Here is a 24,407-nt window from a genome sequence, read left to right on the forward strand (position 1 = left end):
GTCGATGATCCCGTTGTCCTTCGCCCAACGCCGGATGTGGTTCCTCCACCGCCTGGAGGGCGCGTCCGCGACGTACAACATCCCGTTCGTCCTGCGCCTGAGCGGGCCACTGGACACGGCGGCGCTGTGCGCGGCCTTCACCGATGTCATCGCCCGGCACGAGAGCCTGCGTACCCTCATCGTCGAGAACGCGGACGGCACCCCTGAACAGCGGGTGCTGTCACCAGAGGAGGCGGTCTTCCAGAGCCGGTTCCTCACCGTCGCCCGCGACGCCTCGCACGCCGCGGTGCAGGCCGCGGTACGCCAGGGGTTCGACCTGCAGACGCAGATTCCGCTGCGGGCCACGATCTTCCAGGAGGCTCCGCAGGAGCACCTGGTGGCGTTCGTGTTCCACCACATCGCCGCCGACGGGGCGTCGATGGGGCCGTTCCTGCGGGACCTGGTGACGGCGTACTCGACCCGGCTGCGGGGTGCCGCACCGCAGTGGGCCCCGCTGCCGGTGCAGTACAAGGACTACACGGTCTGGCAGCAACAGCTGCTCGGTGACGAGTCCGACCCGGACAGCATCGCCGCCGCGCAGGTCGGCTACTGGCGTACGGAGCTGGCCGACGTGCCGCAACCGGTGAACCTGCCGCTGGACCGGCCGCGTCCGACGGCGGCCAGCCACCAGGGCGGTCACGTCGACTTCGAGCTGGACGAGGAGCTGCTCACCGGCGTCGCCAAGATCGCCGCGCAGCACGGCGCCACGGCCCCGATGGTCGCCCAGGCCGCGCTGGCGGTGCTGCTGCACCATCTCGGCGCCGGCAACGACCTGACGATCGGCAGCCCGATCGAGGGGCGCGCCGACGAGCAACTCGACGACCTGATCGGCTTCTTCGCCAACACCTGGGTGCTGCGCGTCGACCTGTCCGGCAATCCGACGTTCGAGGACCTGCTCAGGCAGGTCCGGGACCGGGCCCTGGCCGCGTACGACAACCAGGACGTGCCGTTCGAGCGTCTGGTGGAGCTGCTGAGCCCGGACCGGACCACCGCCTACCAGCCGCTGTTCCAGGTGATGCTGGCCTGGCAGTTCGAATGGGCGCAGGTCGAGCTGCCGGGGCTGCGGGTCACCCCGGTCCCGGCGGGCACCGGGACCGCGAAGTTCGACCTCTTCTTCAACATCGTCCCGGCACCAGCCGGCGGTGCCTACGGGCGGCTGGAGTACGCGACCGAACTGTTCGACCCGGCCACGGCCGAGCACCTGGTCGACCGCTATCTGCGGGTGCTGCGGCAGGTGGTCGCCGATCCCGCGGCGCGACTCGCGGCGGTGGACCTGCTCACCGACGCCGAGCGGGACCGGCTGGTCCGGCTGAACCGGACGACGGCACCGGTGCCGGACGCCACGGTCGCGGAGCTGGTTGCCGCCCAGGTGGTCCGCACCCCGGACGCGACGGCGGTGGTGTGCGGACCGACCACGTTGTCGTACCGGGAACTCGACGTCCGCGCGAGCCGGCTGGCCGCGCTGCTGCGGCAGCGCGGTGTCGGGCCGGACGTCCTGGTCGCCGTGGCCCTGCCACGATCGGTGGACCTGGTGGTCACGCTGCTGGGCGTGCTCAAGGCCGGCGGTGCCTACCTGCCGGTCGACCCTGCCTACCCGGCCGGGCGGGTCGCCCTCCTGCTCGAGGCCGCCCGACCGGCCCTGGTGGTGACCGACGCCGCGACGGCGGCGGTGGTCGCCGGCGCGCCGTCGGTGCTGCGGCTCGACGACCTGTGCCTGGACGGCCCGGTGGCGCAGCTGCCGCAGACCGGGGTGCGGCCGGAGCATCTCGCGTACGTGATGTTCACGTCCGGGTCGACCGGCGTGCCCAAGGGGGTCGCGGTCACCCACGGCGGTGTGGTCAACGGCGTGTGGGACCTGCGCCGCCGGCTGCGGGTCGAGGCGGACTCCCGGATGCTGGCCGCGACGTCGGTGAACTTCGACGTCTCGGTGTCCGAGACCTTCACCGCGCTGACCACGGGCGCGAGCATCGAGATCGTCCGTGACGTGCTCGAACTCGCCGAACGTGGCGGCTGGTCGGGGACCACCGTGAGTGCCGTGCCCACAGTGTTCGCCGCCCTGCTGGACCAGCTCGGTTCGGACCCTGCGGCGCGCCCCGCACTCGACGTGGAAACCGTCGTGTTCGCGGGTGAGGCCCTCTCGGCGGATCTGGTCCACGAGGTGCGGCGCGCCCTGCCCGGCGTCCGCGTCGTCAACGCGTACGGGCAGACGGAGAGCTTCTACGCCACCACCTACCCGGTTCCGCAGCAGCTGGCCGGCTCCGAAGCGGTACCGATCGGAGCGCCCCTGGCCAACATGCGCGCCTACGTGCTGGGGCCCGAACTCGCTCCGGTCGCGCCCGGCGTGATCGGTGAGCTGTACGTCGGCGGCCGGCTCGCCCGCGGCTACCACCGCGACGGCGGGTCGACCGCCGAGCGGTTCGTCGCCTGCCCCTTCGGCCCGGCCGGTGCGCGCATGTACCGGACCGGCGACCTGGCCCGGTGGGACGACGACGGTCACCTGCGGTACGCGGGACGTGTCGACACGCAGGTGAAGGTGAACGGCATCCGGGTCGAGCCGACCGAGATCGAGACCGTCCTCACCCGACACCCCGAGGTCGGCCGGGCGGCGGTGACCGTGTGCGAGGACCACAGCGGCCGGGCCCGGCTCGTCGGCTACGTGGCGCCGCCGGACAGCGCCACCGGTGGCGGTCCGCAACGGGTGGCCGACGTGTCCCCGGCGCAGCTGCGCGCGTTCGCGGCCGAGCGGCTGCCGGACTACATGGTCCCGACCCAGTTCGTGGTGCTGGACCGGCTGCCGTTGACGGCGAGCGGAAAGCTGGACCGGGGCGCGTTGCCCGTGCCGGAGTTCGCCGGCACCGAGCATCGGGCGCCGCGCAGCGCGGTGGAGCAGCTGCTGGCCGAGGTGTACGCCGACGTCCTGGGCGGCGGGCCGGTGGGGATCGACGACGACTTCTTCACCAGCGGCGGCGACAGTATCCGTTCCATCCAGGTCGCCGCGCGGGCCAAGACGCGTGGGCTGGTCCTCAGCCCCCGGGAGATCTTCGAGCACCGCACCGTCGCCCGGCTCGCCGAACTGGTCGACGGCCGGGCGGACGAGGAGCCGGTGACCCTGGCCGAGCTTCCGGGTGGCGGCGTGGGCTGGGCGCCCCTGCCGCCGACGGCGGCGCACGTGCTCGCGCTGGGCGGGGGTGTCGGCCGGTTTTGCATGTCCGCGATGCTCACCCTGCCCGAGGGCATCGACCGGGCCGGACTCGTCGCGACGTTGCAGGCCGTGCTGGACCGGCACGACGTGCTGCGGTCCCGGCTCGACCGGGCCGGGTCGGGCATCGTCATGGCGGCCGTCGGCACCGTGGACGCCGACGTGTTGCTGCGCGACGTCGTCCTGGGCGACGCCGATGTGCGGGTGGAGTTGGACGCGGCCGCGGACCGGCTGGACCCGGACGCGGGTGTGATGGCGCAGTTCGTGCGATTCACCTCCGACACGGACGTGGACCGGCTGCTGATCGTGCTGCACCACCTGGTCGTCGACGGGGTGTCGTGGCGGATCCTGGTCCCGGACCTGGTGGCCGCCTGGCAGCGGGTCAGTGGCGGCCGGCCCACACCACCGGCGGCGGTGGGCACCTCGCTACGGCGGTGGTTGTCGGGGCTGGCCGATGCCGCGACCAGCCCGCAACGAGTGGCGGAACTGCCCGTCTGGCAGGAGATCCTGCGGGCCGACGAGCCGGTGCTGGGTGCACGTCCGCTCGATCCGGCCCGCGACGTCGCGGCCACCGTGGACACGTTGCGCGTCCAGGTGCCGCCGGAGGTCACGCAGACCCTGCTGACCACCGTGCCCACGGTGTTCCGGGCCGGTGTGGACGCCGGGCTGCTGGCCGGCCTGGCGCTGGCGCTGAGTCGCTGGCGTGCGACGCGGGGCGTATCGGGCGCCTCGACGCTGGTGCGGCTGGAAGGGCATGGCCGGGCCGAACACGTGGTCCCGGGCGCCGACCTGTCGAGCACCGTCGGATGGTTCACCGCGATGTTCCCGGTGCGGCTGGACCTGGCGGGCGTCGACGTGGTGGACGCGTTCGCCGGCGGTCCGGCCGCCGGCCGGGCGATCAAGGCGGTCAAGGAGCAGCTACGGGCCGTGCCGGACAGCGGCACGGGCTACGGCCTGCTGCGTCACCTCAACCCGAACACCGCAGGCGCGCTGGCCGGGACGCGTGAGCCGCAGATCGGTTTCAACTACCTGGGCCGCTCCTCCGGCGCGGACATCCCGGAGGACCTGCGCGGCCTGGGCTGGGCGCCGGACACCGCGTACCGGGATCTGATCGCCGCCCCGGACCCGGACATGCCGGCGTTGTCGGCGCTGGAGATCAACGCTGTCGCCGTGAGCACCGCCGACGGTGACGAGTTGACCGCCTACTTCGGTTTCCCCACCGGCGTGCTCGACCGTGACGAGGTGACCGAACTGGCGGGGCTGTGGGTCGACGCGCTGACCGCCCTGGCGCGCCACGCCACCACCCCCGACGCCGGTGGGCTGACCCCGAGCGACGCGCCCCTGGTCGAGGTGAGCCAGGCGGAGATCGACGCGTGGGAGAGCCGGTTCGGTGCGCTGGCCACCGTCTGGCCGACCACGCCGGTGCAGTCCGGGATGTTGTTCCACACCATGCTGGCCGGGTCGTCGTTCGACGCGTACCACATGCAGTTGGTCTTCCACCTGTCCGGCGCGGTCGATCCGGAGCGGATGCGCCGCGCCGCGCAGGCGCTGCTGGGGCAGCACGCCAGCCTCCGGGCCGCCTTCGTCGACCGCGCGGACGGCGGGGTGGTGCAGGTGGTGCCGCAGGAGGTGTCCCTGCCGTGGCAGTACCACGACCTGACCGCGGTCGACGAGGCGGAGCGGACCGAGAGGTTCGAGCGCTTCCTCGCCCAGGACCGGTCCGCGCACTTCGACGTGGGCAGCCCACCGCTGATCCGGATGGCCCTGGTCGTCACGACGCCCGGCCGCGCGGAACTGGTGCTGACCGCCCACCACGTGCTGATCGACGGTTGGTCCATGCCGCTGCTGATGCGGGATCTGCTGCTGCTCTACGCCTCCGGCGGCGATCCGGCCGGGTTGCCCGCCTCCGGTGACTTCGGTGAGTTCCTGCGCTGGCGCGCGCAGCAGGACGACGAGGAGTCCGCGCGGGTGTGGGCGGCCGAGCTGGCCGGAATCGAGGAGCCCACCCTGCTCGCTCCCGGCTCGGACCAGGTGGCCGTCGAGGGGGTGGGTCAGCTCGCCGTCGCGCTCGACCCGGACGAGGCGCAGGCCCTCGTCCGGCGGGCAGCCGAATGGGGCGTCACCGTCAACACCCTGGTCCAGGGCGCCTGGGCGCTGCTGCTCGGCCAGCTCACCGGCCGCCAGGACGTGCTGTTCGGCGCGACCGTCTCCGGGCGCCCGCCCGCGGTGTCCGGCGTCGACTCGACGGTCGGCATGTTCATCAACACCCTTCCGGTACGCGTCGAGTACGCGCCCGGCGACACCGTCGCGGCGGTCCTCACCCGGCTGCAGGGTCGGCAGGCCCGCCTGCTGGAGCACCACTACTACGGGTTGACCGAGATCCAGCAGGCGGTCGGCCTGTCGTCGCTGTTCGACACGCTCGTCGTCTTCGAGTCCTACCCGGTCGACCGGGACGCGCTCGACGCCGCCACCGACGCCGCGGACGGTGTCGCCTTCACCGGCCTGCGCCCGTCGACGGCCACCAACTATCCGCTGACCCTGATGGCGGCGGCGGATCCGCAGCTCCAACTGCTCCTGCAGTACGCACGGGGCGTCTTCGACCCGGACGCGGTGCAGGCGTTGGCAGCGCGTCTCGCCCGTGTCCTGCGGCACATCGTGGCCACCCCGGGCCTGACCGTCGCGCAGCTCGACATCCTGGACCCGGCCGAACGCAACCTGCTGCTCACCGAGGTCAACGACACGGCCATGCCGACTCCGCAGACCACGATCGTCGGGCTCGTCGAGGCCCAGGCGGCACGGACCCCGGACGAGGTCGCCGTGGTCGCCGCAGGTGAGTCGCTCACGTACCGTGAGCTGACCGCCCGGGCCGCCCGCCTGGCGGACGCACTGTCCGGCCGTGGCGTGGGTCCGGAGTCGGTGGTGGCGGTGTCGCTGCCGCGCTCGGCGGATCTGGTCGTCGCACTGCTGGCGATCCTGCGGGCGGGCGGCGCGTACCTGCCGGTCGACCCCCGGTATCCCAGCGCCCGCACCGCCGCCATCCTCGGCGAGGCCCGGCCGTGCCTCGTCCTGACCGATGCCGCGACGGTCGCGGTGCTGCCGGCGCACGACGCGCCGGACGTCCTGCTCGACACGCTCGACCTGTCCGGCGACCACACCGGCTCCGAACCGCGGGTCCAGGCCCAGCAGTTGGCGTACGTGATGTACACCTCCGGCTCCACGGGCCGGCCCAAGGGGGTGGCCATCACGCACGCGAACGTGGTCAACGGCGTGCTGCGGCTCGCGTCCCGGGTGGGCCTGGCGCCCGGCAAGCGGTTGCTCGCCGGCACCTCGGTGAACTTCGACGTCTCGGCGTTCGAGGTCTTCACGACGCTTGCCACCGGCGGCGTCGTCGAGGTGGTCCGGGACGTCCTGGCCCTGGCCGAGCCGGCGGGCTGGCACGGCAGCGTCATCTCCACCGTGCCGTCCGCCTTCGCCGAACTCGTCGCCGAGATCGCCGGCCGGACCAGTGTGGAGACCGTCGTCTTCGCCGGCGAGGCCCTCCCCGTCTCGCTCGTGGAGAAGACGCGGCAGGCCTTCCCCGGGGTACGTGTGGTGAACGCCTACGGGCAGAGCGAGTCGTTCTACGCCACCACCTGCATCGTCGCCGAGGACGCGTCGAACCCGGCGGGAAGCGTGCCGATCGGCACCCCGCTGGGCAACATGCGCGCCTACGTCCTGGGCCCCGGCCTGGCGCCGGTACCACCGGGGGTGGTCGGCGAACTGTACGTCGGCGGCAGCGTCGGTCGTGGCTACCACGGCCGGGCCGACCTGACCGCCGAGCGCTTCGTCGCCGACGCCTTCGGCCCGCCCGGCGCCCGGATGTACCGCACCGGCGACCTGGCCCGGTGGAACGACGACGGGCAGCTGGAGTACGCGGGCCGGGGCGACGCACAGGTCAAGGTGCGCGGATTCCGGATCGAGCCGGGCGAGGTCGAGACGGTTGTCGGCGCGCATCCGGCGGTCGACCAGGCCGTCGTGGTGTCCCGGCCGGGCGCGGGCACCGGTGCCCGGCTCGCCGCCTACGTCGTGGCCGTGGGCGAGGTCGACGCCGCGGAACTCAGCCGGTACACCGCCGAGCGGTTGCCGGAGTTCATGGTGCCCTCCGCCTTCGTGCTGCTGGACCGGCTGCCGTTGATGGCCAACGGCAAGCTGGACCGGTCCGCGCTTCCCGAGCCGGAGTTCAGCGGGGCCGACTACCGGGCGCCGCGCACCCCGCGGGAGGAGTGCCTGACCAGGCTCTTCGCCGAGGTACTGGGGCTGGAGCGGGTCGGCGTCGACGACGATTTCTTCGATCTGGGCGGGCATTCACTGCTCGCCACCCGGTTGATCAGCCGGGCCCGGGCGGAGACCGGAGCGGAGATCCCCATCCGCACGATCTTCGACCGGCCCACGGTGGCCGCGCTCGCCGACTGGCTGGACCGGGCGGGACCGGAAGCACCGGCAGCTCCGCGTCGCCCTCGCTTGCGCAAGATGACCGTAGAGGAGTAAGCACATGATTCCGTTGTCCTTCGCCCAGCGCCGCTACTGGTACCTGCACCAACTGGAGGGTGGCGAGACCTGGAACATGTCGGCGGCCCTGCGGCTGACCGGGGACCTGGACCTGTCCGCGATGGACGCGGCGATCAGGGACGTGGTCGAGCGGCACGAGATCCTGCGCACCACCTACGTGGTGGACGACCAGGGCGAGCCGTACCAGCGGATCCTGCCGGTGGCGGAGGCGCTGGCCCGGGTGGAGACGCCGGTGCTGGAGGTGCCACCGGAAGAGGTGTCCGGTGCGGTCGACCGCGCGGTCGCGCACACCTTCGACCTGGCGACCGAGGTTCCGTTCCGGACCACCCTGATCCGCTCCTCGCCCCGCGAGCACGTCCTGGTCCTGGCCATCCACCACATCGCCACCGACGGCAGCTCCAGTTTCCCGCTGGCCCGGGACCTGGCCACCGCCTACGGCGCCCGGCGGGCGGGCCGGGCCCCGGAGTTCGAGCCGCTGCCCGTGCAGTACAAGGACTTCACGCTGTGGCAGCGGGAGGTACTCGGTGACCTGAAGGATCCGAACAGCCTCGCCGCGGCGCAGCTGGAGTACTGGCGCAAGGAACTCACCGGGGTACCCCAGCCGCTGAACCTGCCGCTGGACCATCCACGTTCGGCGGACCTGAGCACCGACGGCGACGCGGTGGCCTTCGTGGTGCGGCCCGCCGTCACCGCCGGACTGGAACGCCTCGCCGCCGAGCGCGGCATGACCATGTCGATGATCGTGCAGGCCGCGTTGGCGGTGCTGCTGAGCAAGCTCGGTGGCGGCGAGGACGTGCCGATCGGGTCCCCGATCGCCGGGCGGACCGACGAGGCGCTGGCCGACCTGGTCGGCTGCTTCGTCAACAACCTGGTGCTGCGCGTCGACCTGTCCGGCAACCCGACCTTCCTGGACCTGCTCGCCCAGGTGCGCAACAAGGCACTCACCGCGTACGAGCACCAGGACGTGCCGTTCGACGTGCTGGTCGAGGAGATCAATCCGGACCGTTCGGCCACGTACCGGCCGATGTTCCAGGTGATGTGCGGCTGGCAGAACTTCGCCAAGCCGGTGCTCGACTTTCCGGGGCTCACCGCCGAGTTCCAGCAGGCCCTCACCACGAAGGCCATGGTCGACCTCTTCTTCAGCATGACCCTGGACGACGCGGCGGGCGTGCTCTACGGCGACATCCAGTACGGGACCAGGCTGTTCGACCGGGACACCGTCGAGGCCATGGCCGCGCGCTTCGTCCGCGTCCTGGAGCAGTTGGTCGCCGACCCGAGCCGGTGCGTCGGCGACGTCGACGTGCTCAGCGCGGCGGAGCGCGAGCGACTGCTGGTGGAGGTGAACGACACCGCCGAGCCGACGCTTGACGGCGGGCTGCTGGCGGCGGTGAGCCGCCGGGTCCAGGAGTCACCCCAGGCACTCGCGGTGCTCACCGAGGACGACTCGCTCACCTACCAGGAGCTGGACATCCGGTCGAACCGGCTGGCGCACTGGCTGGTGGAGCGCGGCGTGCGAGCCGAGTCGCTGGTCGCCGTGTGCCTGCCCCGGACGGTGAACCTGATGGTGGCGCTCCTGGCGGTTCTCAAGGCCGGCGGCGCCTACGTACCGCTGGACCCGGAGCACCCACGCTCCCGCCTCGACCACATCCTGGCGCAGGCGAAGCCGGTGCTGGTGCTCGACGACGACACGCTCGCCGGCGCCGACTGCTCGGGCTGTCCGGACCTGCCGCCGGCGGTGGTGGCGCACCCGGCGAACACCCAGTACGTGATCTACACCTCCGGTTCCACCGGCGCGCCGAAGGGCGTGACGATCCCGCGCGGTGCGGTCGCGAACTTCCTGGCCTCCGTCCAGCGGCGGTTCCCGCTGTCGCCGGGGGAACGGATGCTGTTCAGCACGACGGTCTCCTTCGACATGGCGAACACCGAGCTGTACCTGCCGTTCGTCACCGGCGCGACGATGGTGATGGCGGCCAAGGAGACCGTCACCGATCCGGCGGCGGTGCTGGCGTACATCCGCCGCAACGAGGTCAGCGTGGTGCAGGCCACGCCGGGTTTCTGGCAGATGCTGCTCGCCCACGACCCGGACGCCGCGCGGGGGCTGCGCATCATGACCGGGGCGGAGGCGGTGCCCGCCCGCCTCGCCGAGACGCTGGCCACGCAGGCCACCGAGGTGGGCAACTGGTACGGCCCGTCGGAGACGACGACCTGGTCGACCATGGCGCCGCTGACTCCGGGAGCGCCGGTGGCGATCGGCACCCCGATCGGCAACACCCAGGTGTACCTGCTCGACTCGCGCTTCTGCCCGGTGCCGCGCGGCGTCGCCGGGGAGGTGTACCTCGCCGGCGACGGCCTTGCCCGTGGCTACCAGGGCCGACCGGACCTGACCGCCGAGCGGTTCGTGCCCAACCCGTTCGGGCCGGCCGGATCGCGCATGTACCGGACCGGAGACCTGGCGCGGTGGAACCGGGCCGGGCAGTTGGAGTACATCGCGCGCACCGATTTCCAGGTGAAGGTCCGGGGCTTCCGGATCGAGCTGGGAGAGATCGATCACGTGCTGGCCGGGCACCCCGGCGTGGCGCAGGCCGCCGTCGTGGTGCGCGAGAACCAGCAGGGCGACAAGAGCATCGTCAGCTACGTGGTGCCGGCGCCCACCGCCGGTGTCGCGGCGGACCAGCTCCGCACCGAACTCACCACGTACCTGCGCGGACGCCTGCCGGACTACATGGTGCCGGCCACGGTGATCGCCCTCGCCAAGCTGCCGCTCACGCCGAACGGGAAGCTCGACCGTCGGGCGCTGCCCGAGGAGGACACCAGCAAGGCGACCGGTCGACAGGCACGTACCTCCCAGGAACAGCGGCTGTGCGCGATCTTCGGCGAGCTGCTCGGCCGGGAGACCGTCGGGGTCGACGAGGACTTCTTCGCCCTCGGTGGACACTCGCTGCTGGCCACCCGGCTCAGCGTGCGCATCCGCAAGGAGTTCGGCATCGAGTTCCCACTCCGTACGATCATCAAGTTCCCCACCGTGGCCGAGCTGGCGTCGCTGCTGCTGATCGGTCAGCCCGCCGGGGAGATCGCCGACCCGCTCGGCGTGGTGCTGCCGCTCAACATCGACCCCGGCACGGGCAAGCCGCCGCTGTGGTTCTTCCACGGGGGAGGCGGGCTGGGCTGGGCGTACTTCAGCTTCGTGGTGCACGTGCCGGACCGGCCGGCGTACGCCCTGCAGTCGCGCGGCTACAACGGCGTCGGTGAGCTGGTGTCGTCGGTCGAGGAGATGGTCGACGGCTACATCGAGGAGATGCTGAAGATCCAGCCGGACGGTCCCTTCCACCTGATCGGCTGGTCCTACGGTGGCACCGTGGCCCAGGCCGTCGCGGCCGGCCTCGCCCGGCGCGGGCACGAGATCGCCCTGACCGCCATCCTCGACTCGCAGCCCGGCGGGCACGGCTGGACCGAGATCCATGCCAACAAGACCGTCGAGGACTACCGGGACGAGCTGGAGGACTTCTTCGGCCAGTACATCGGCACCGACAACCAGCAGGACTCCATCGACGTCATGGCCCGGGTACTGGCCAACAACTCCCAGCTCATGATGACGTTCGAGTCGCCGGTCTACGACGGTGACGTGCTGTTCTTCAACGCGGTGCTCAAGGACGACCTGTACGCGAACCTGTGGCGGCCGTACGTCCTCGGCGCCATCGAGGAGTACGACGTGCACGCCACGCACCACGAGATGAACCTGCCCGGCCCGGTGGCCGAGATCTTCGAGGTCATCAACCGCAAGCTCGCGGCGCAGTGAACCGACAACCGGCGAAGGACAGGAGCTGATCTGAGATGACAGGGCAGGGCGCGACCGATGAGGCGCGGGAGCGCGGCACGCTGTTGTGCGTGCCGTTCGCGGGAGCGGGTGCTTCCTTCTTCCACCCGTGGCGCGAGCTGGCGGCCGGCCGGTGGCGCGTCACCTCCGTGGAGCTGCCGGGCCGGGAACGGCGATTCCTGGAGGAGCCGTACCGCAACGTGGTGGAAGCGGCCCGGACCGAGGTCGACACCATCGCCGCCGACCTCGGCGCCGGTACCCGGACCGTGCTGTTCGGACACAGCTTGGGCGCGGTGCTCGCGTACGAGCTGGTGCCCCTGCTGAGCAGCCGGGGCATCGTGGTGGAGCGGCTGATCGTCAGCGGTTCACCGGGGCCGTGGACGCAGCGGGAGAGGCGGGCGGCCGGGCTACCGGACGACGAGTTCCTCGCCCGGGTCGAGGAGTTCGCCGGCTTCCGGCACGAGGCGCTCGACCATCCGGAGATGCGGGAGCTGATCCTTCCCGCGTTGCAGGCCGACTGCGAGATGCACGAGGCCTACCTGCCGAGCTTCGACGGGCCGGTACCGGTGCCGATCTGCTCGCTGCGAGGTGACTCCGACGGCCTGGTGACCGCCGCGGAGGCTCGGCAGTGGCAGACGGCGACCACCGGCGAGTTCAGCTACGTGGAGTTTCCCGGCGACCACATGTACCTGGTGGATCAGGGCCGGGAGGTGCTCGACGTCATCGAGCAGGTGAGCACCGGCAGGAGCCCGGCACCGGTCTGAGGCGGACCGCGACCGACGAACGACAGGGCCCCGAGCGACGCTCGGGGCCCTGTACCGATGTCGGGTGCCTCGTCATCGACCAGGTCGGACCGGACCGAACCAGGTGGCGAGGGCGGCCCGTAGCGCCGCGGTGTCCAGCGGCTCGTCGGCGGAGGCCGCCCAGGCGACGTGACCGTCCGGGCGGACGAGCAGCGCGGCCGGGGCGGGCAGCTCGTCGAGGTCCGGGACGATCCAGTGGTCGTCCAGGCTGGTCGCCTCGACCAGGTCGACACGATCTGCCCAGCCGTCGGCCACCGCGGCCACCTCGGTGCTGCCCTGCAGATCGACGAGCACCGGTCGGGCGGCGTGCAGCAACTCGTACATCCGGATGGCGCCACCGGCTGACTTGAGGTCGACGTCGGGAACCCGACGGCCGGCCAGCGGGTGATCGCCGTCGACCGGGTAGCGGAGGTTGAGCGCGGTCAGCTTGCCGCACAGCTGCCGGTTGACGTCGTCGAACTGCAGCAGTTCGCCGAAGACGTCGCGCAGCGCGTCCGTGTGCGGGCCGGGGCGGGCCAGCGCCGACTGCGCCCGGGTGTTGTGCAGCACGCGCTCGCCGACCGGGTGGCGCTCGTGGTGATAGGTGTCCAGCAGGCTCTCCGGGGCCTGGCCGTTGACCACCGCGGCGAGCTTCCACCCGAGGTTGACCGCGTCCTGCACGCCCAGGTTCAGCCCCTGTCCGCCGGCCGGGAAATGGATGTGTGCGGCGTCGCCCGCCAGCAGCACCCGACCGGCCCGGTACCGGTCGGCCTGTCGCGCGGCGTCGCTGAACCGGGAGACCCACCGCGGGCTGCGCATTCCGAAGTCGGTTCCGGCGAGCCTGACCAGCGACTCGCGGAGCTGCTCGAACGTCACCGGCTCGTCGCGGTCGACGACGCGGTCGTACTCGGAGGCGATGACCCGGTACCAGCCCGGCTCGAAGGCGATCACCGAGTAGTCGCCGGTGGGGCAGCGCCGCACCCAGAAGTAGTCCTCGGTCAGCTCCGGGAGCTCGACGTCGCCGATCAGCGCCGTCATCGTCGCCGACGTGCCCACGAAGTCGATGCCCGACAGTTTGCGTACGGCGCTGCGTCCGCCGTCGCAGCCCACCAGATAGCGGGCGTGCAGCGTACGCGTCGGTCCTGCTGCGGTGCCCAGCTCGACGGCCACCCCGGCGCCGTCCTGGCTGATTCCGGTCACCTCGGACGACCGTTGGATACGTACACCGAGCGCGACGGCCCATTCCTCGAGCAGCCGTTCGATGTCGGTCTGCAGGATCATCAACGGATAGGGGTGCCGCGACTCCGCCTCGTCGAACTCCAGATAGAGGCCGGAGAAATGGCCTACGGGTTGCGGAGCGCCGATTTCCGTGAAGCGATCCAGGATCCCACGCTGGTCCAGTACCTCCAGGGTGCGCGAGTGCATTCCGCCGGCCCGCGACTCGCCGGTTCGTTGCGCGAGCCGCTCCACCACCAGCACATCGACACCCGCCAGGCGGAGTTCGCAGGCCAGCATCAGACCGGTGGGTCCGGCACCGGCGATCACCACGTCCGCATCCACGCCGCTGTCTTCCACGTCGTTCCCCTCACGTCCCTGCGCAATGTCGTCGAATTACCGCCACGGTCACCCGCCGATGGCCGTGAGGCAACCGGCGGCGGTGCCGACGCGGCCCGAGTTCGGTCCACCTTGTACTGTCCCGCCAGCGGGACGGCTACGCGTGGCTCACCTCGACCGCACCCTTGGTGAACCCCTGTATTCGCCTTTACCGGTGTTCCCGTACGAAGAATCGCGCCACACTCGAACCGGCCATCAAGGAATTGCCTCGTCGCACGAGGTGACGTCCGGAGTGGCACTTTCCGCACGCCGCATGGTGGTGTCGGCGGTGCTGGCCCGAATCGGGCCGAAAAGGATCGGAAAGGCAATCCCGACCGGCGGATCAAAGGGAGCTGAAGAATGGAATCGTCACCACGGACGGACCACCAGAATGGTGGCGGCGGCGCAGCCGTGGCGCGACCCGTCCCGCAGGCGCAGGCCATCGCGGACCTGTGGTCGGAGTATCTCGGCGCCGAGGCCAAGGAGGACGACGACTTCTTCGCGCTCGGTGGCACCTCGCTGGCCGGAATCAAGATCATCGACCGGATGGCCGACGACTACGGCGTACGGCTGTCCGTTCGGGCCTTCTACCTGGCGCAGACGCCGGCCCGGGTCGCCGAGCTGATCGCACAGGGCAGGGCCGGGACGTGAGGCTCACCCCGGGTCCCGCCCGCGACATCGACCTGGACACCGTCGATCTGTTCGACCTGGACCTCTACTCCCACGGCGACCCGCATCCCGTCTGGGACGTGATGCGGGCCAAGGCGCCGCTGCACCACCAGGTCCTGCCCGATGGTCGGGAGTTCTGGTCGGTGACCCGTTACGAGGACGTCTGCCGGGTGCTCGGCGACCACCGCGAGTTCACCTCCGAGCGGGGTACGGTCCCCACCCACCTGGGCACGGACGACCCGGCGGCGGGCAGGCTGCTCACCTCGACCGACCCGCCGCGCCACACTCGGGTACGCCGCGCCATCGGCGCCAAGCTCACCGCGCGGGCGGTGGCGCCCTGGGCCGAGAGCATCCGTACCACCGTCGTGGACTTCCTCGAGCCGGCGCTCGACGGGGAGGTCTTCGACCTGGCCGACCGGGCGCTGCTGTTGCCGGCGTTGGTCACCGGCCCCCTGCTCGGCATCCCCGAGCGGGACTGGCAGGAGCTGGTGGAGCTGACCGCGATGGTGACGGCCCCCGCCGACCCGCACTTCCAGCACGGCAGCGAGGCGGCGACCCTGGCGATCGCCCACCACGAGCTCATCACCTACGTCACCGAGTGGGTACGGCGGCGGCGGGCGGGCGGGGGCGACGACGGGAGTCTGCTCGACCATCTGATGAACCTCAGCGTGGAGGGCGCGCCGCTGACCGACGAGGAGATCGCCCTCGACGGGTACAGCATCCTGCTCGGCGCCAACGTGACCACACCGCACACCGTGTCCGGCACGGTCGAGGCGCTCATCGAGCGGCCGGAGCAGTTCGCCCGGGCACAGGCCGACCCGTCGCTGATCCCGAACCTGGTGGAGGAGGGACTGCGCTGGACGTCCGCGGCGTGCAACTTCATGCGGTACGCGGTGGACGACGTCCAGATCGGCGGCGGCACCATCCCGGCGCGCGCCGCGGTCGTCGCCTGGATCGGTTCGGCCAACCGCGACGAGTTGCAGTTCCCCGATCCGCACGTGTTCGACATCAACCGCGTTGGCGCGAAGCGTCAGGTGGCGTTCGGCTTCGGCCCGCACTTCTGCATCGGCGCGCCGCTGGCCCGGATGACGCTGCGCATCTTCTTCGAGGAGTTGCTCGACCGGTTCGGTGCCATCGAACTCGCCGGTGAGCCGCAGCACCTGCGGTCGTACTTCATCGCGGGGATGACCCACCTGCCCATCGTTGCCCAGAAACGGCCGACATCATGACCGTCAGCACCGTCTCGCCGTGGTTCATCCGGCAACCGTCCACCGCGCATCCGTCCCGGATCTTCTGCCTGCCCTTCTCCGGGGCCGGGGCCTCGGCCTTCAACGGTTGGCCCGCCGCACTCGGCGACGCCGAGATCTGCCCGGTGCAGTTCCCCGGGCGGGAGAACCGGCTGGCCCATCCGCACTACGGCACCTACGAGAACCTCGCCGACGGCCTGGTCGAGGCGCTGTCACCGACGCTCGACCGCCCGTTCGCGCTGTTCGGCCACTGTGCCGGCGCCCTGCCGGCCTTCGAGGCCGTGGTTCGGCTGGCCGCACGTGGCCTGCCCGGCCCGGAGTGCCTCTTCGTGTCGGGTCAGCCGGCCCCGCACGACGCGTCGCGCGACCGGATGCTCGCGATGAGCGAGCCGGAGCTGCGCCAGGAGGTGGAGACGTTCCTGCGTGGGCGGGGCATCGATCCCCGGCCGGACATGATCGACATGGGTCTGTCGGTGCTGCTCGACGACCACGCCGCCGCCGCGCGGTACCGGCGGTCGGAGCCGGTCAGGCTGGCCTGCCCGATCGTCGTCGTCCACTGGCGGGACGACCCCGAGGTGAGCCTCGGCGAGCTGGCCGGATGGCGCCACTACTCCGACTCGGTGCAGTTCCGGGTCGTCGCCGGCGGCCACTACGACTTCATGGACGCGCCCGACGAACTTCGAGATCTGTTGACCACCTGGCGGTGACGGCGGCACGGCGGGACGAGAGTCGTCCGCCACCCGGAGCGGAAGGAAATCGCATGGTTAGGGCAGGAGCGGACATCGCGGTGATCGGGATGTCGTGCCGCTTTCCCGGCGTGCCCGGCTTGACGGAGTTCTGGCGTCTGCTGGTCAACGGCGAGTCGACCGTCGCGACGTTCCCGGAACACCGGCTGACCGGTTCGACGGTCTCGTCCCACCCGGACGCCGCGACCCTGACGACCGGGTCGTTCCTCGACGCCATCGACGGATTCGACGCGGCGTTCTTCGGCACCGGCGGCGCGGAGGCCGCGGCCATGGACCCCACCCAGCGGCTGGGGCTGGAGCTGGCCTGGGAGGCGGTCGAGGACGCCCGCATTCCGGCGACCGCGCTCGCCGGTCGCGAGGTCGACGTCGTGGTGAGCACTGCGCCCTCCGGGTACGACCTGCTCCGTAAGCTGTCCGGCAGCGACCGCGACGACCACTACGCCGCGCTCGGGTCGAGTGGTGCGTTGATCGCCAACCGGATCTCCAGCCTCCTCGACGTCCGGGGCATGAGCTTCTGCGCGGACTCCGGCCAGTCCTCCTCCCTGGTGGCGCTGGCGTTGGCCTGCGACCGGATCCGCAGCGGCGCGGTCGAGTTGGCCATCGCCGGCGGCGTACACCTGATCACCGACCCTGAGGCGGGTATCAGCCTGGCCAATCTGGGCGCGTTGTCGCCCGACGGCCGCTGCTTCACCTTCGACGACCGGGCCAACGGTTTCGTCCGCGGCGAAGGCGGGGCGATCGTCGTGCTCAAGCGGTTGGATCTCGCCGTCGCCGACGGCGACCACATCTACGCGGTGGTCCGGGGCTGGGGCGTCGCCAGCGGCGGGGCCTCCAGCCGGATGCCGGACCCCAGCCCCGGCGGGCAGGCCGCGGCCACCCTCACCGCGCTGGAGCGTGCCGCCGTCGACTTCGGCGACGTCGACTACGTCGAGGCGCACGGTACCGGCACCCGGCTCGGTGACCCGGCGGAACTGGCCGGCCTGCGCGAGGTCTTCCGGCGGACCGGCCGCACCCGCCCGCTGGCCGTCGGGTCGGTGAAGACCAACGTGGGTCACCTGGAACCGGCCGCGGGGATCGTCGGCTTCGTCAAGACGGCGCTCTGCGTGGACCGGGGGCAACTGGTCCCGAGCCTGAACTTCCGGTCGCCGAACCCCGCCGTCGCCGACTTCGCGCGGGACTTCGAGGTCGCCCGCGTCGCCCAGCCCTGGCCGGGGCAGCCCGGCCGGCCGCGCCGGGCCGGGGTGTCGGCGTTCGGCATGGGTGGCACCACCGCACACGTGATCCTCGAACAGGCACCCGAGCAACCGCCCACGCCCACCGCCGCGCAGACCGCCGGGGTGCTGCCGTGGGTGCTCTCGGCCCGGTCGCCGGAGGCGCTCCGGGCGCAGGCGGGCCGGCTGCGGGAGTTCGTCGCCGCGGACCCGTCGCTGTCGGCGGCCGACGTGGCGTACTCGCTCGTGGCGACGCGGACCATGTTCGCGCACCGGGCGGTGGTGCTCGGTGACGGACGCGAGGCCGCGCTGGCCGGTCTCGACCTGGTGGCCGGCGGACAGAGCGCCGCCCAGGCCGTCCGCGGGGTGGTCGACGGCCCGGTCGGCCCGACCGTCTTCGTCTTCCCCGGCCAGGGATCCCAGTGGCAGGGCATGGGACGGCAGCTGTACGCGGAGTCCGAGGTCTTCGCCCGCGCCATCGACGAGTGCGCCCGGGCCTTCCAGCCGTGGCTCGACTGGTCCCTGGTGGACGTGGTGACCGGCGCCGAATCGGCGGCCTCGCTGGACCGGATCGACGTCATCCAGCCGGCGCTGTTCGCGATGATGGTCTCGCTGGCGCGGGTGTGGCGTTCGCTCGGGGTGGTGCCCGACGCGGTGGTGGGGCATTCGCAGGGTGAGATAGCCGCGGCGTACGACTGCGGGGCGATCTCGCTCGATGACGCCGCACGGATCGTCAGCGTGCGCAGCCAGGCCATGGCCGAGCTGACCGGCTGCGGTGGGATGACCGCGGTGGCGGCGTCGCCGGAGTGGGTCCGGGACCGGCTGGCGCGGTGGTCCGGACGGCTGTCGGTCGCCGCGGTCAACGGGCCCAGCTCCGTCGTGATCTCCGGCGAGGTGCCGGCCCTCGACGAGTTCGCCGAGCTGGCCGGCGCCGAGGGCGTCCGGGTACGCCGGGTCAAGGTCGACCTGGCCGGCCACTCCCACTACCTCGAACCCCTCCGGGACCGGTTGCTCGACGCCGTCGCGGACGTCACGTCCCGGGAGTCGGCGGTCAGGTTCTACTCGACCGTCACCGGCGGACCGTTCGACACCCGGGGGCTGGACAGCGCCCACTGGTACGCCAACCTGCGCTCGATGGTCCGGTTCGGCGAGGTCGTCGAGCAGCTGATGGCGGTGCCCGGGACCGTGTTCGTGGAGGTCAGCCCGCATCCGGTGCTCCAGCTGGCGATGGCCGAGACCGCTGACGCGCTGGCCGCCTCTCCGGTGCTGGTCAACACCCTGCACCGGGACGACGCTGGCCTGCTCAAGGTGTACGGCTCGCTGGCCGAGCTGCACGTGCGGGGCCTGCCCGTCGACTGGAGCGCGGCCTGCGGCGTCCACCCCGCCCGTCGGATCAGCCTGCCGACCTATCCGTTCCAGCGGCAGCGGTACTGGCTGACCGCCGACGACGCCGCCACGTCGCCCGGTGCTCCGGCACCGGCCGACGGCGTGCGCCCGGACAGCGAGTCATCCGCCCTGGGCCTGGTGTGCGCCGAGGCGGCGGCGATGCTGAGCACGACGAAACCGGGGCTGACGCCGGCCGTCCTCACGGCGCGGTCGGCACAGACCTTCCGGGACCTCGGCTTCGACTCCGCCATGGTGGTCGGACTCCGCAACCGGCTGGCCGCGGTCACCGGGCTGCGGCTCTCCGCCACCGTCGCCTTCACCTACCCCACGCCGCAGGCGCTGGCGGCACACGTCTTCGCTCTGGTCGAACCGCCGAAGCCGGACCCGCCGGCCGAGCCGGCGGAGCTCGACGACCGCGCCGACGACGAGCTGTACGCGCTCATCGACCGCGGATACCTGTAGTCACGTCCGTTCTCGTCCGTCCGTAAACGTTAGGGAGGGCCCGGTGGAGGATCTCGACAAGCTCCGGTCCTACTTGCGACGTGCCGTCAGCGACGCGCAGCAGCTGCGCGACCGGGTACGTCACCTGGAGGAGTCCGCTCGCGAGCCGATCGCGGTGGTGGGCGTGGGGTGTCGCTTCCCGGGCGGCGTCGCGTCTCCCGAGGACCTGTGGGACATCGTCTCCGACGGCGTGGACGCCCTGGGCGACCTGCCGTTGGATCGGGGGTGGAACCTGGCGTCGTTGTCCGGCCCGGAACCCGACGCGGCCGGAACGACGTACCCGCGGGCCGGCGGCTTCCTGGCCGACCTCGCCGGGTTCGACGCGCCGTTCTTCGGGATCAGCCCGCGCGAGGCGCTGGCCATGGACCCGCAGCAACGGTTGATGCTGGAGATCTCCTGGGAGGCGCTGGAACGGGCGGGCATCGATCCGACCGGACTGCGCGACACCGACACCGGTGTCTTCACCGGCCTCTACGCCGTCGACTACGGCCCCCGCATGGGCAGCGGCGCCGTCGGCGAGGTCCAGGGGTACACGCTCACCGGGACGTACCCCAGCGTGGCGTCGGGCCGGGTGGCCTACGTGCTGGGCCTGGCGGGTCCGGCGGTGTCGACCGACACGGCCTGCTCGTCGTCGCTGACCGCCATCCACCAGGCGGTGCGTTCCCTGCGCTCCGGGGAGTGCGCGCTCGCGCTGGCCGGCGGGGTGTCCACGATGCCGACGCCCGGCGTGCTCGTCGAGTTGGGCCGGCAGCGGGGTTTGTCGGTCGATGGGCGGTGTAAGGCGTTTGCGGATGCGGCGGATGGTACGGGTTTTTCGGAGGGTGCTGGGGTTTTGGTTTTGGAGCGGTTGTCGGATGCGCGGCGTCATGGTCGTCGGGTGTGGGCGGTGATTCGTGGTTCGGCGGTTAATCAGGATGGTGCGTCGAATGGTTTGACGGCGCCGAATGGGTTGGCGCAGCAGCGGGTGATTCGTGCGGCGTTGGTGGATGCGGGTTTGGGTGTTGGTGATGTGGATGTGGTGGAGGCGCATGGGACTGGTACGCGGTTGGGGGATCCGATTGAGGCGCAGGCGTTGTTGGCGACGTATGGGCAGGGTCGGGGTTCTGCTGGTCCGGTGTGGTTGGGGTCGTTGAAGTCGAATATTGGTCATACGCAGGCTGCGGCGGGTGTGGCTGGTGTGATCAAGATGGTGATGGCGTTGCGGTGTGGGGTGTTGCCGCGGACGTTGCATGTGGATCGGCCGTCGTCGCATGTGGATTGGTCGGCGGGTGCGGTGGAGTTGTTGACGCGGGTGCGGCCGTGGGTTGGTGGTGCGGGTCGGGTGCGGCGTGCGGGGGTGTCGGCGTTCGGCATCAGTGGGACGAATGCGCATGTGATTGTGGAGGAGGCGCCGGCGTTGGAGGGGCCGGTGGCTGGTGGTGGGGTGCCGGTTGTCGGTGGTGTGGTGCCGTGGGTGGTGTCGGGGCGTTCGGAGTCGGCGTTGCGGGCGCAGGCGTTGCGGTTGCGGGATTTTGTGGTGGGTGCGCCGGGTGTGGATGTGGCGGATGTGGCGCATTCGTTGTTGTCGACGCGGTCGTTGTTCGAGCACCGGGCGGTGGTGCTGGGCCGCACCCGCGACGAACTGATCGCCGGGCTCACCGCGACAGCCGACGGAGCCGACGGCCCGTCCGCACCGGCGACGCCGGGTGGCCGGACGGTGTTCGTCTTTCCCGGGCAGGGTTCGCAGTGGGTGGGCATGGGGCGCGAGTTGTGCGCCTCGTCGCCGGCCTTCGCGCGCCGCATGCAGGAATGCGCCGACGCACTGGCACCCCACGTGAGCTGGTCGCTGCTGGACGTCCTCGACGACGCCGAGGCGCTGCACCGGGTGGACGTCATCCAGCCGGTGCTGTGGGCCGTCATGGTGTCGCTGGCCGAGGCGTGGCGCTCCTACGGCGTCGAACCGGCCGCCGTGATCGGCCACTCGCAGGGCGAGATCGCCGCCGCCTGTGTCGCCGGCGCCCTGACCCTGCCGGACGCGGCCAAGGTGGTCGCACTGCGGTCGAGGGCGATTCTGGCGCTGTCGGGTCGCGGCGGAATGGTGTCGGTCGGGCTGCCGGTCGACGCGGTGCGGGCCCGCCTGACCGAAGGGCTGTCGGTGGCGGCGGTCAACGGGCCGTCGTCGGTCGTGGTCTCCGGTGAGGTGGCCGCGCTCGACGCGCTCCTGGCCCGGTGCGACGCGGAGGGGGTGCGGGCCCGTCGGATCCCGGTGGACTACGCCTCGCACTCCGCCCAGGTGGACGATGTGCGCGACGAGTTGGCCCGGGTGCTGGCGGGAATCACCCCGCGACCGTCCGAGGTGCCGTTCTTCTCCACGGTCACCGCCGACTGGCTGGACACCACCCGGCTCGACGCCGAGTACTGGTACACCAACCTGCGGCACACCGTCCGCTTCGAAGAAGCCACCCGGTCCCTCGCCGACCAGGGCTTCACCTTCTTCATCGAGGCGTCCGCCCACCCGGTGCTGACCGTCGGCATCACCCAGACGCTGGACAGCACGGACGTCACCGGCACGGTGGTGGGCACGTTGCGCCGCGACGAGGGCGGCCTCGAGCGCCTGCTCCGGTCGGCGGCCGAGGCGTTCGTGGCGGGCCTGCCGGTGTCCTGGGACGCCGCGCTGCCCGGCCGGGACGGTCGGTGGACGCCGTTGCCGACCTACCCGTTCCAACGACAGCGCTACTGGTTGAACACCCCGCACGACGGTGCCGTCGAACCCGGACCGGACCAGCGGACCGACCGGCTGTACCAGGTGGACTGGCTGCCCCGCGCCGTCGACACTGTCGAGCCGGTCGGGCGGCACGTGGTCCTGGAGCCGTCCGAGACCGCCCTCGCCGGCCTCGACGACCCACCTCCGGTCGTCATCGTCTCGGTCGCGGGTGCGCCCGAGGCGGGCCCGGACACACCGGCGACCGTCGAGGACCACCTGCACCGGCTGCTCCGCTGGTTGCCGCGCTGGCTCGGCGACGACCGGTTCGCCGACTCCCGACTGGCCATCGTGACGCGCGACGCGATCCAGGACGAGCAGGTCCTCGCCCCGGATCTCGTCGCGACCGCGATCTGGGGATTCGTGCGTAGCGCGCAGACCGAGAACCCGGACCGGATCACGCTCGTCGACGTTGACGACCAACCCGCTTCGTGGGAGCTGGTCCCGGCGGCCGTGGCGACCGGAGAGACCCAGATCAAGATCCGGGCCGGCGTGCCGAGCACCCCGCGACTGGCCCACGCCGACGCCCACCGCGCCGCGCCGCACCACCCAGGCCAGCCGCCGTCGTCCCCGGGCGACGCCACGCTCGGAGCCGGAACGGTGTTGATCACCGGCGGCACCAGTGGACTGGGCGCCATGCTGGCCCGCCACCTCGTACGGCGGCACGGCGTCCGTCGACTCCTGCTGACCAGTCGCCGCGGGCCGACGGCTCCGGCCGCGGCAGGTCTACGCCAGGCGCTGACCGAGGCGGGTGCCGAGGTCGAGGTGGTGGCCTGTGACATCACCGACCGGGCCTCGGTGGCCGAGCTGATCGCGGCGGTGCCGGCCGACCACCCGCTGACAGCGGTGATCCACTGTGCGGGGGTCCTGGACGACGGGGTCGTGGTGACCCTGACCGAGGACCAGATCGACACGGTGCTGGCGCCGAAGGTGCGCGGCGCGTGGCACCTGCACGAGCTGACCAGCCATTTGAACCTCTCCGCGTTCGTCCTGTTCTCGTCGATCGCGAGCGTGCTGGGCACCGCCGGGCAGGCGAACTACGCGGCGGCCAACGCCTTCCTCAACGGCCTGGCGGAGGTTCGCCGGGCGGCAGGGCTGCCCGCCAGCTCCCTGTGCTGGGGCTTCTGGGCCGAGCGCAGTGAGATGGTCGCCGAACTCGGCGACGCGGACCTGGTTCGGCTGCGTCGGCAGGGTGTGCTGCCGTTGTCCTCCCACCAGGGCCTCGCGCTCTTCGACGCGGCACTCGACCACGACCGGGCCGTGCTGGTGCCCGCCCGCCTGGCGCAGCCGTCGCCGCACACACCCGACGCCGAACGGCTGGCCTCGCCGCTGCTGCGGGGTCTGCTCGCGGCGTCGGTCGAGGGCACCGACCCGACCGCCGATGCCGCCGCGGAGCCGGCACTCGTGCAGCGACTCCGCACGCTGCCCCCGGACGAGGCGGAGACGGTGCTGCTGGACGCCGTCCGTACCCAGACGGCGATGGTGCTCGGGCACTCCGACATCAAGACGGCCGGTGCCACCACGGCCTTCAAGGAACTGGGCATCGACTCGCTGACCGCGTTGGAACTGCGGAACAAGCTGTCGGCGATCGTCGGCGGCAAGCTGCCCGCCACGATGGTCTTCGACCATCCGAACCCGCGCGCGCTCACCAAGTTCCTGCTCACCCGGATCGCTCCGGACGCCGGTACCGACACCGGCTCTGTCGTCGATCGGCTGACCAGGGAGATCGAGGCGCTGGGCAACCAGCTCGACGACGTGTACCTCGGTCTCGGGCCCGAGGAGCAGGCGAGCATCGCCGCGCTGCTGGGTGAGTTGCGCGGCCGGGTGACGGCGAAGGCGAGCGTTGGCGCACCGGTCGGCATCGTCGATCGGATCAGTTCGGCCTCGGCGGGAGAGCTGCTCTCGCTGCTGGACCACGAGCTCGGCTAGGGG

9 protein-coding genes are annotated in these 24,407 nt (G+C 71.8%); 8 read left to right on the plus strand and 1 reads right to left on the minus strand.

What is annotated here, in order from left to right:
* Window positions 1-4 precede the first annotated feature (4 nt).
* Genes O3597_RS07935 through O3597_RS07945 form a run of 3 tightly spaced genes read left to right on the plus strand, consistent with a single transcriptional unit; the run spans window position 5 to window position 12,364 of the window.
* Complete coding sequence (locus O3597_RS07935) at window positions 5-7,765, plus strand: non-ribosomal peptide synthetase (RefSeq protein WP_281603680.1); 7,761 nt, start codon at window positions 5-7, stop codon at window positions 7,763-7,765.
* A gap of 4 nt (window positions 7,766-7,769) precedes the next feature.
* Entirely contained in the window at window positions 7,770-11,582 is a 3,813-nt protein-coding gene (locus O3597_RS07940) for a non-ribosomal peptide synthetase (protein ID WP_281603681.1), read from the plus strand.
* Window positions 11,583-11,617: 35 nt separating this feature from the next.
* Window positions 11,618-12,364, plus strand: coding sequence for an alpha/beta fold hydrolase (locus tag O3597_RS07945; protein WP_164449076.1), 747 nt, complete (start codon window positions 11,618-11,620; stop codon window positions 12,362-12,364).
* A 72-nt stretch (window positions 12,365-12,436) separates the two neighbouring features.
* On the opposite strand, the gene O3597_RS07950 is transcribed toward O3597_RS07945, so the two are convergent.
* Window positions 12,437-13,957 (minus strand): FAD-dependent monooxygenase, encoded by a 1,521-nt coding sequence (locus tag O3597_RS07950; protein WP_281603682.1) that lies wholly within the window; start codon window positions 13,955-13,957, stop codon window positions 12,437-12,439.
* Between the two features lie 378 nt (window positions 13,958-14,335).
* Here O3597_RS07950 and O3597_RS07955 point away from each other — a divergent pair, with 378 nt between their 5' ends.
* The 5 genes from O3597_RS07955 to O3597_RS07975 are packed head-to-tail and all read left to right on the plus strand — an operon-like array spanning window position 14,336 to window position 24,404.
* Window positions 14,336-14,626, plus strand: coding sequence for an acyl carrier protein (locus tag O3597_RS07955; protein ID WP_210823779.1), 291 nt, complete (start codon window positions 14,336-14,338; stop codon window positions 14,624-14,626).
* Window positions 14,623-15,873 carry a cytochrome P450 gene (locus O3597_RS07960; protein WP_281603683.1) on the plus strand — a complete coding sequence of 417 codons (1,251 nt, stop codon included), beginning with the start codon at window positions 14,623-14,625 and terminating at the stop codon, window positions 15,871-15,873. The genes O3597_RS07955 and O3597_RS07960 overlap by 4 nt, the downstream gene beginning before the upstream one ends.
* Window positions 15,870-16,598 (plus strand): alpha/beta fold hydrolase, encoded by a 729-nt coding sequence (locus O3597_RS07965; RefSeq protein ID WP_281603684.1) that lies wholly within the window; start codon window positions 15,870-15,872, stop codon window positions 16,596-16,598. Before O3597_RS07960 ends, O3597_RS07965 begins: the two co-directional genes overlap by 4 nt.
* Window positions 16,599-16,651: 53 nt before the next feature.
* Entirely contained in the window at window positions 16,652-19,696 is a 3,045-nt protein-coding gene (locus O3597_RS07970; RefSeq protein ID WP_281603685.1) for an acyltransferase domain-containing protein, read from the plus strand.
* A gap of 43 nt (window positions 19,697-19,739) precedes the next feature.
* Entirely contained in the window at window positions 19,740-24,404 is a 4,665-nt protein-coding gene (locus O3597_RS07975; RefSeq protein ID WP_281603686.1) for a type I polyketide synthase, read from the plus strand.
* Window positions 24,405-24,407: the final 3 nt, after the last annotated feature.

The organism is Verrucosispora sp. WMMA2044 (genome assembly GCF_027497155.1).
In the GTDB taxonomy this organism is placed as follows: Bacteria; Actinomycetota; Actinomycetes; order Mycobacteriales; family Micromonosporaceae; genus Micromonospora; species Micromonospora palythoicola.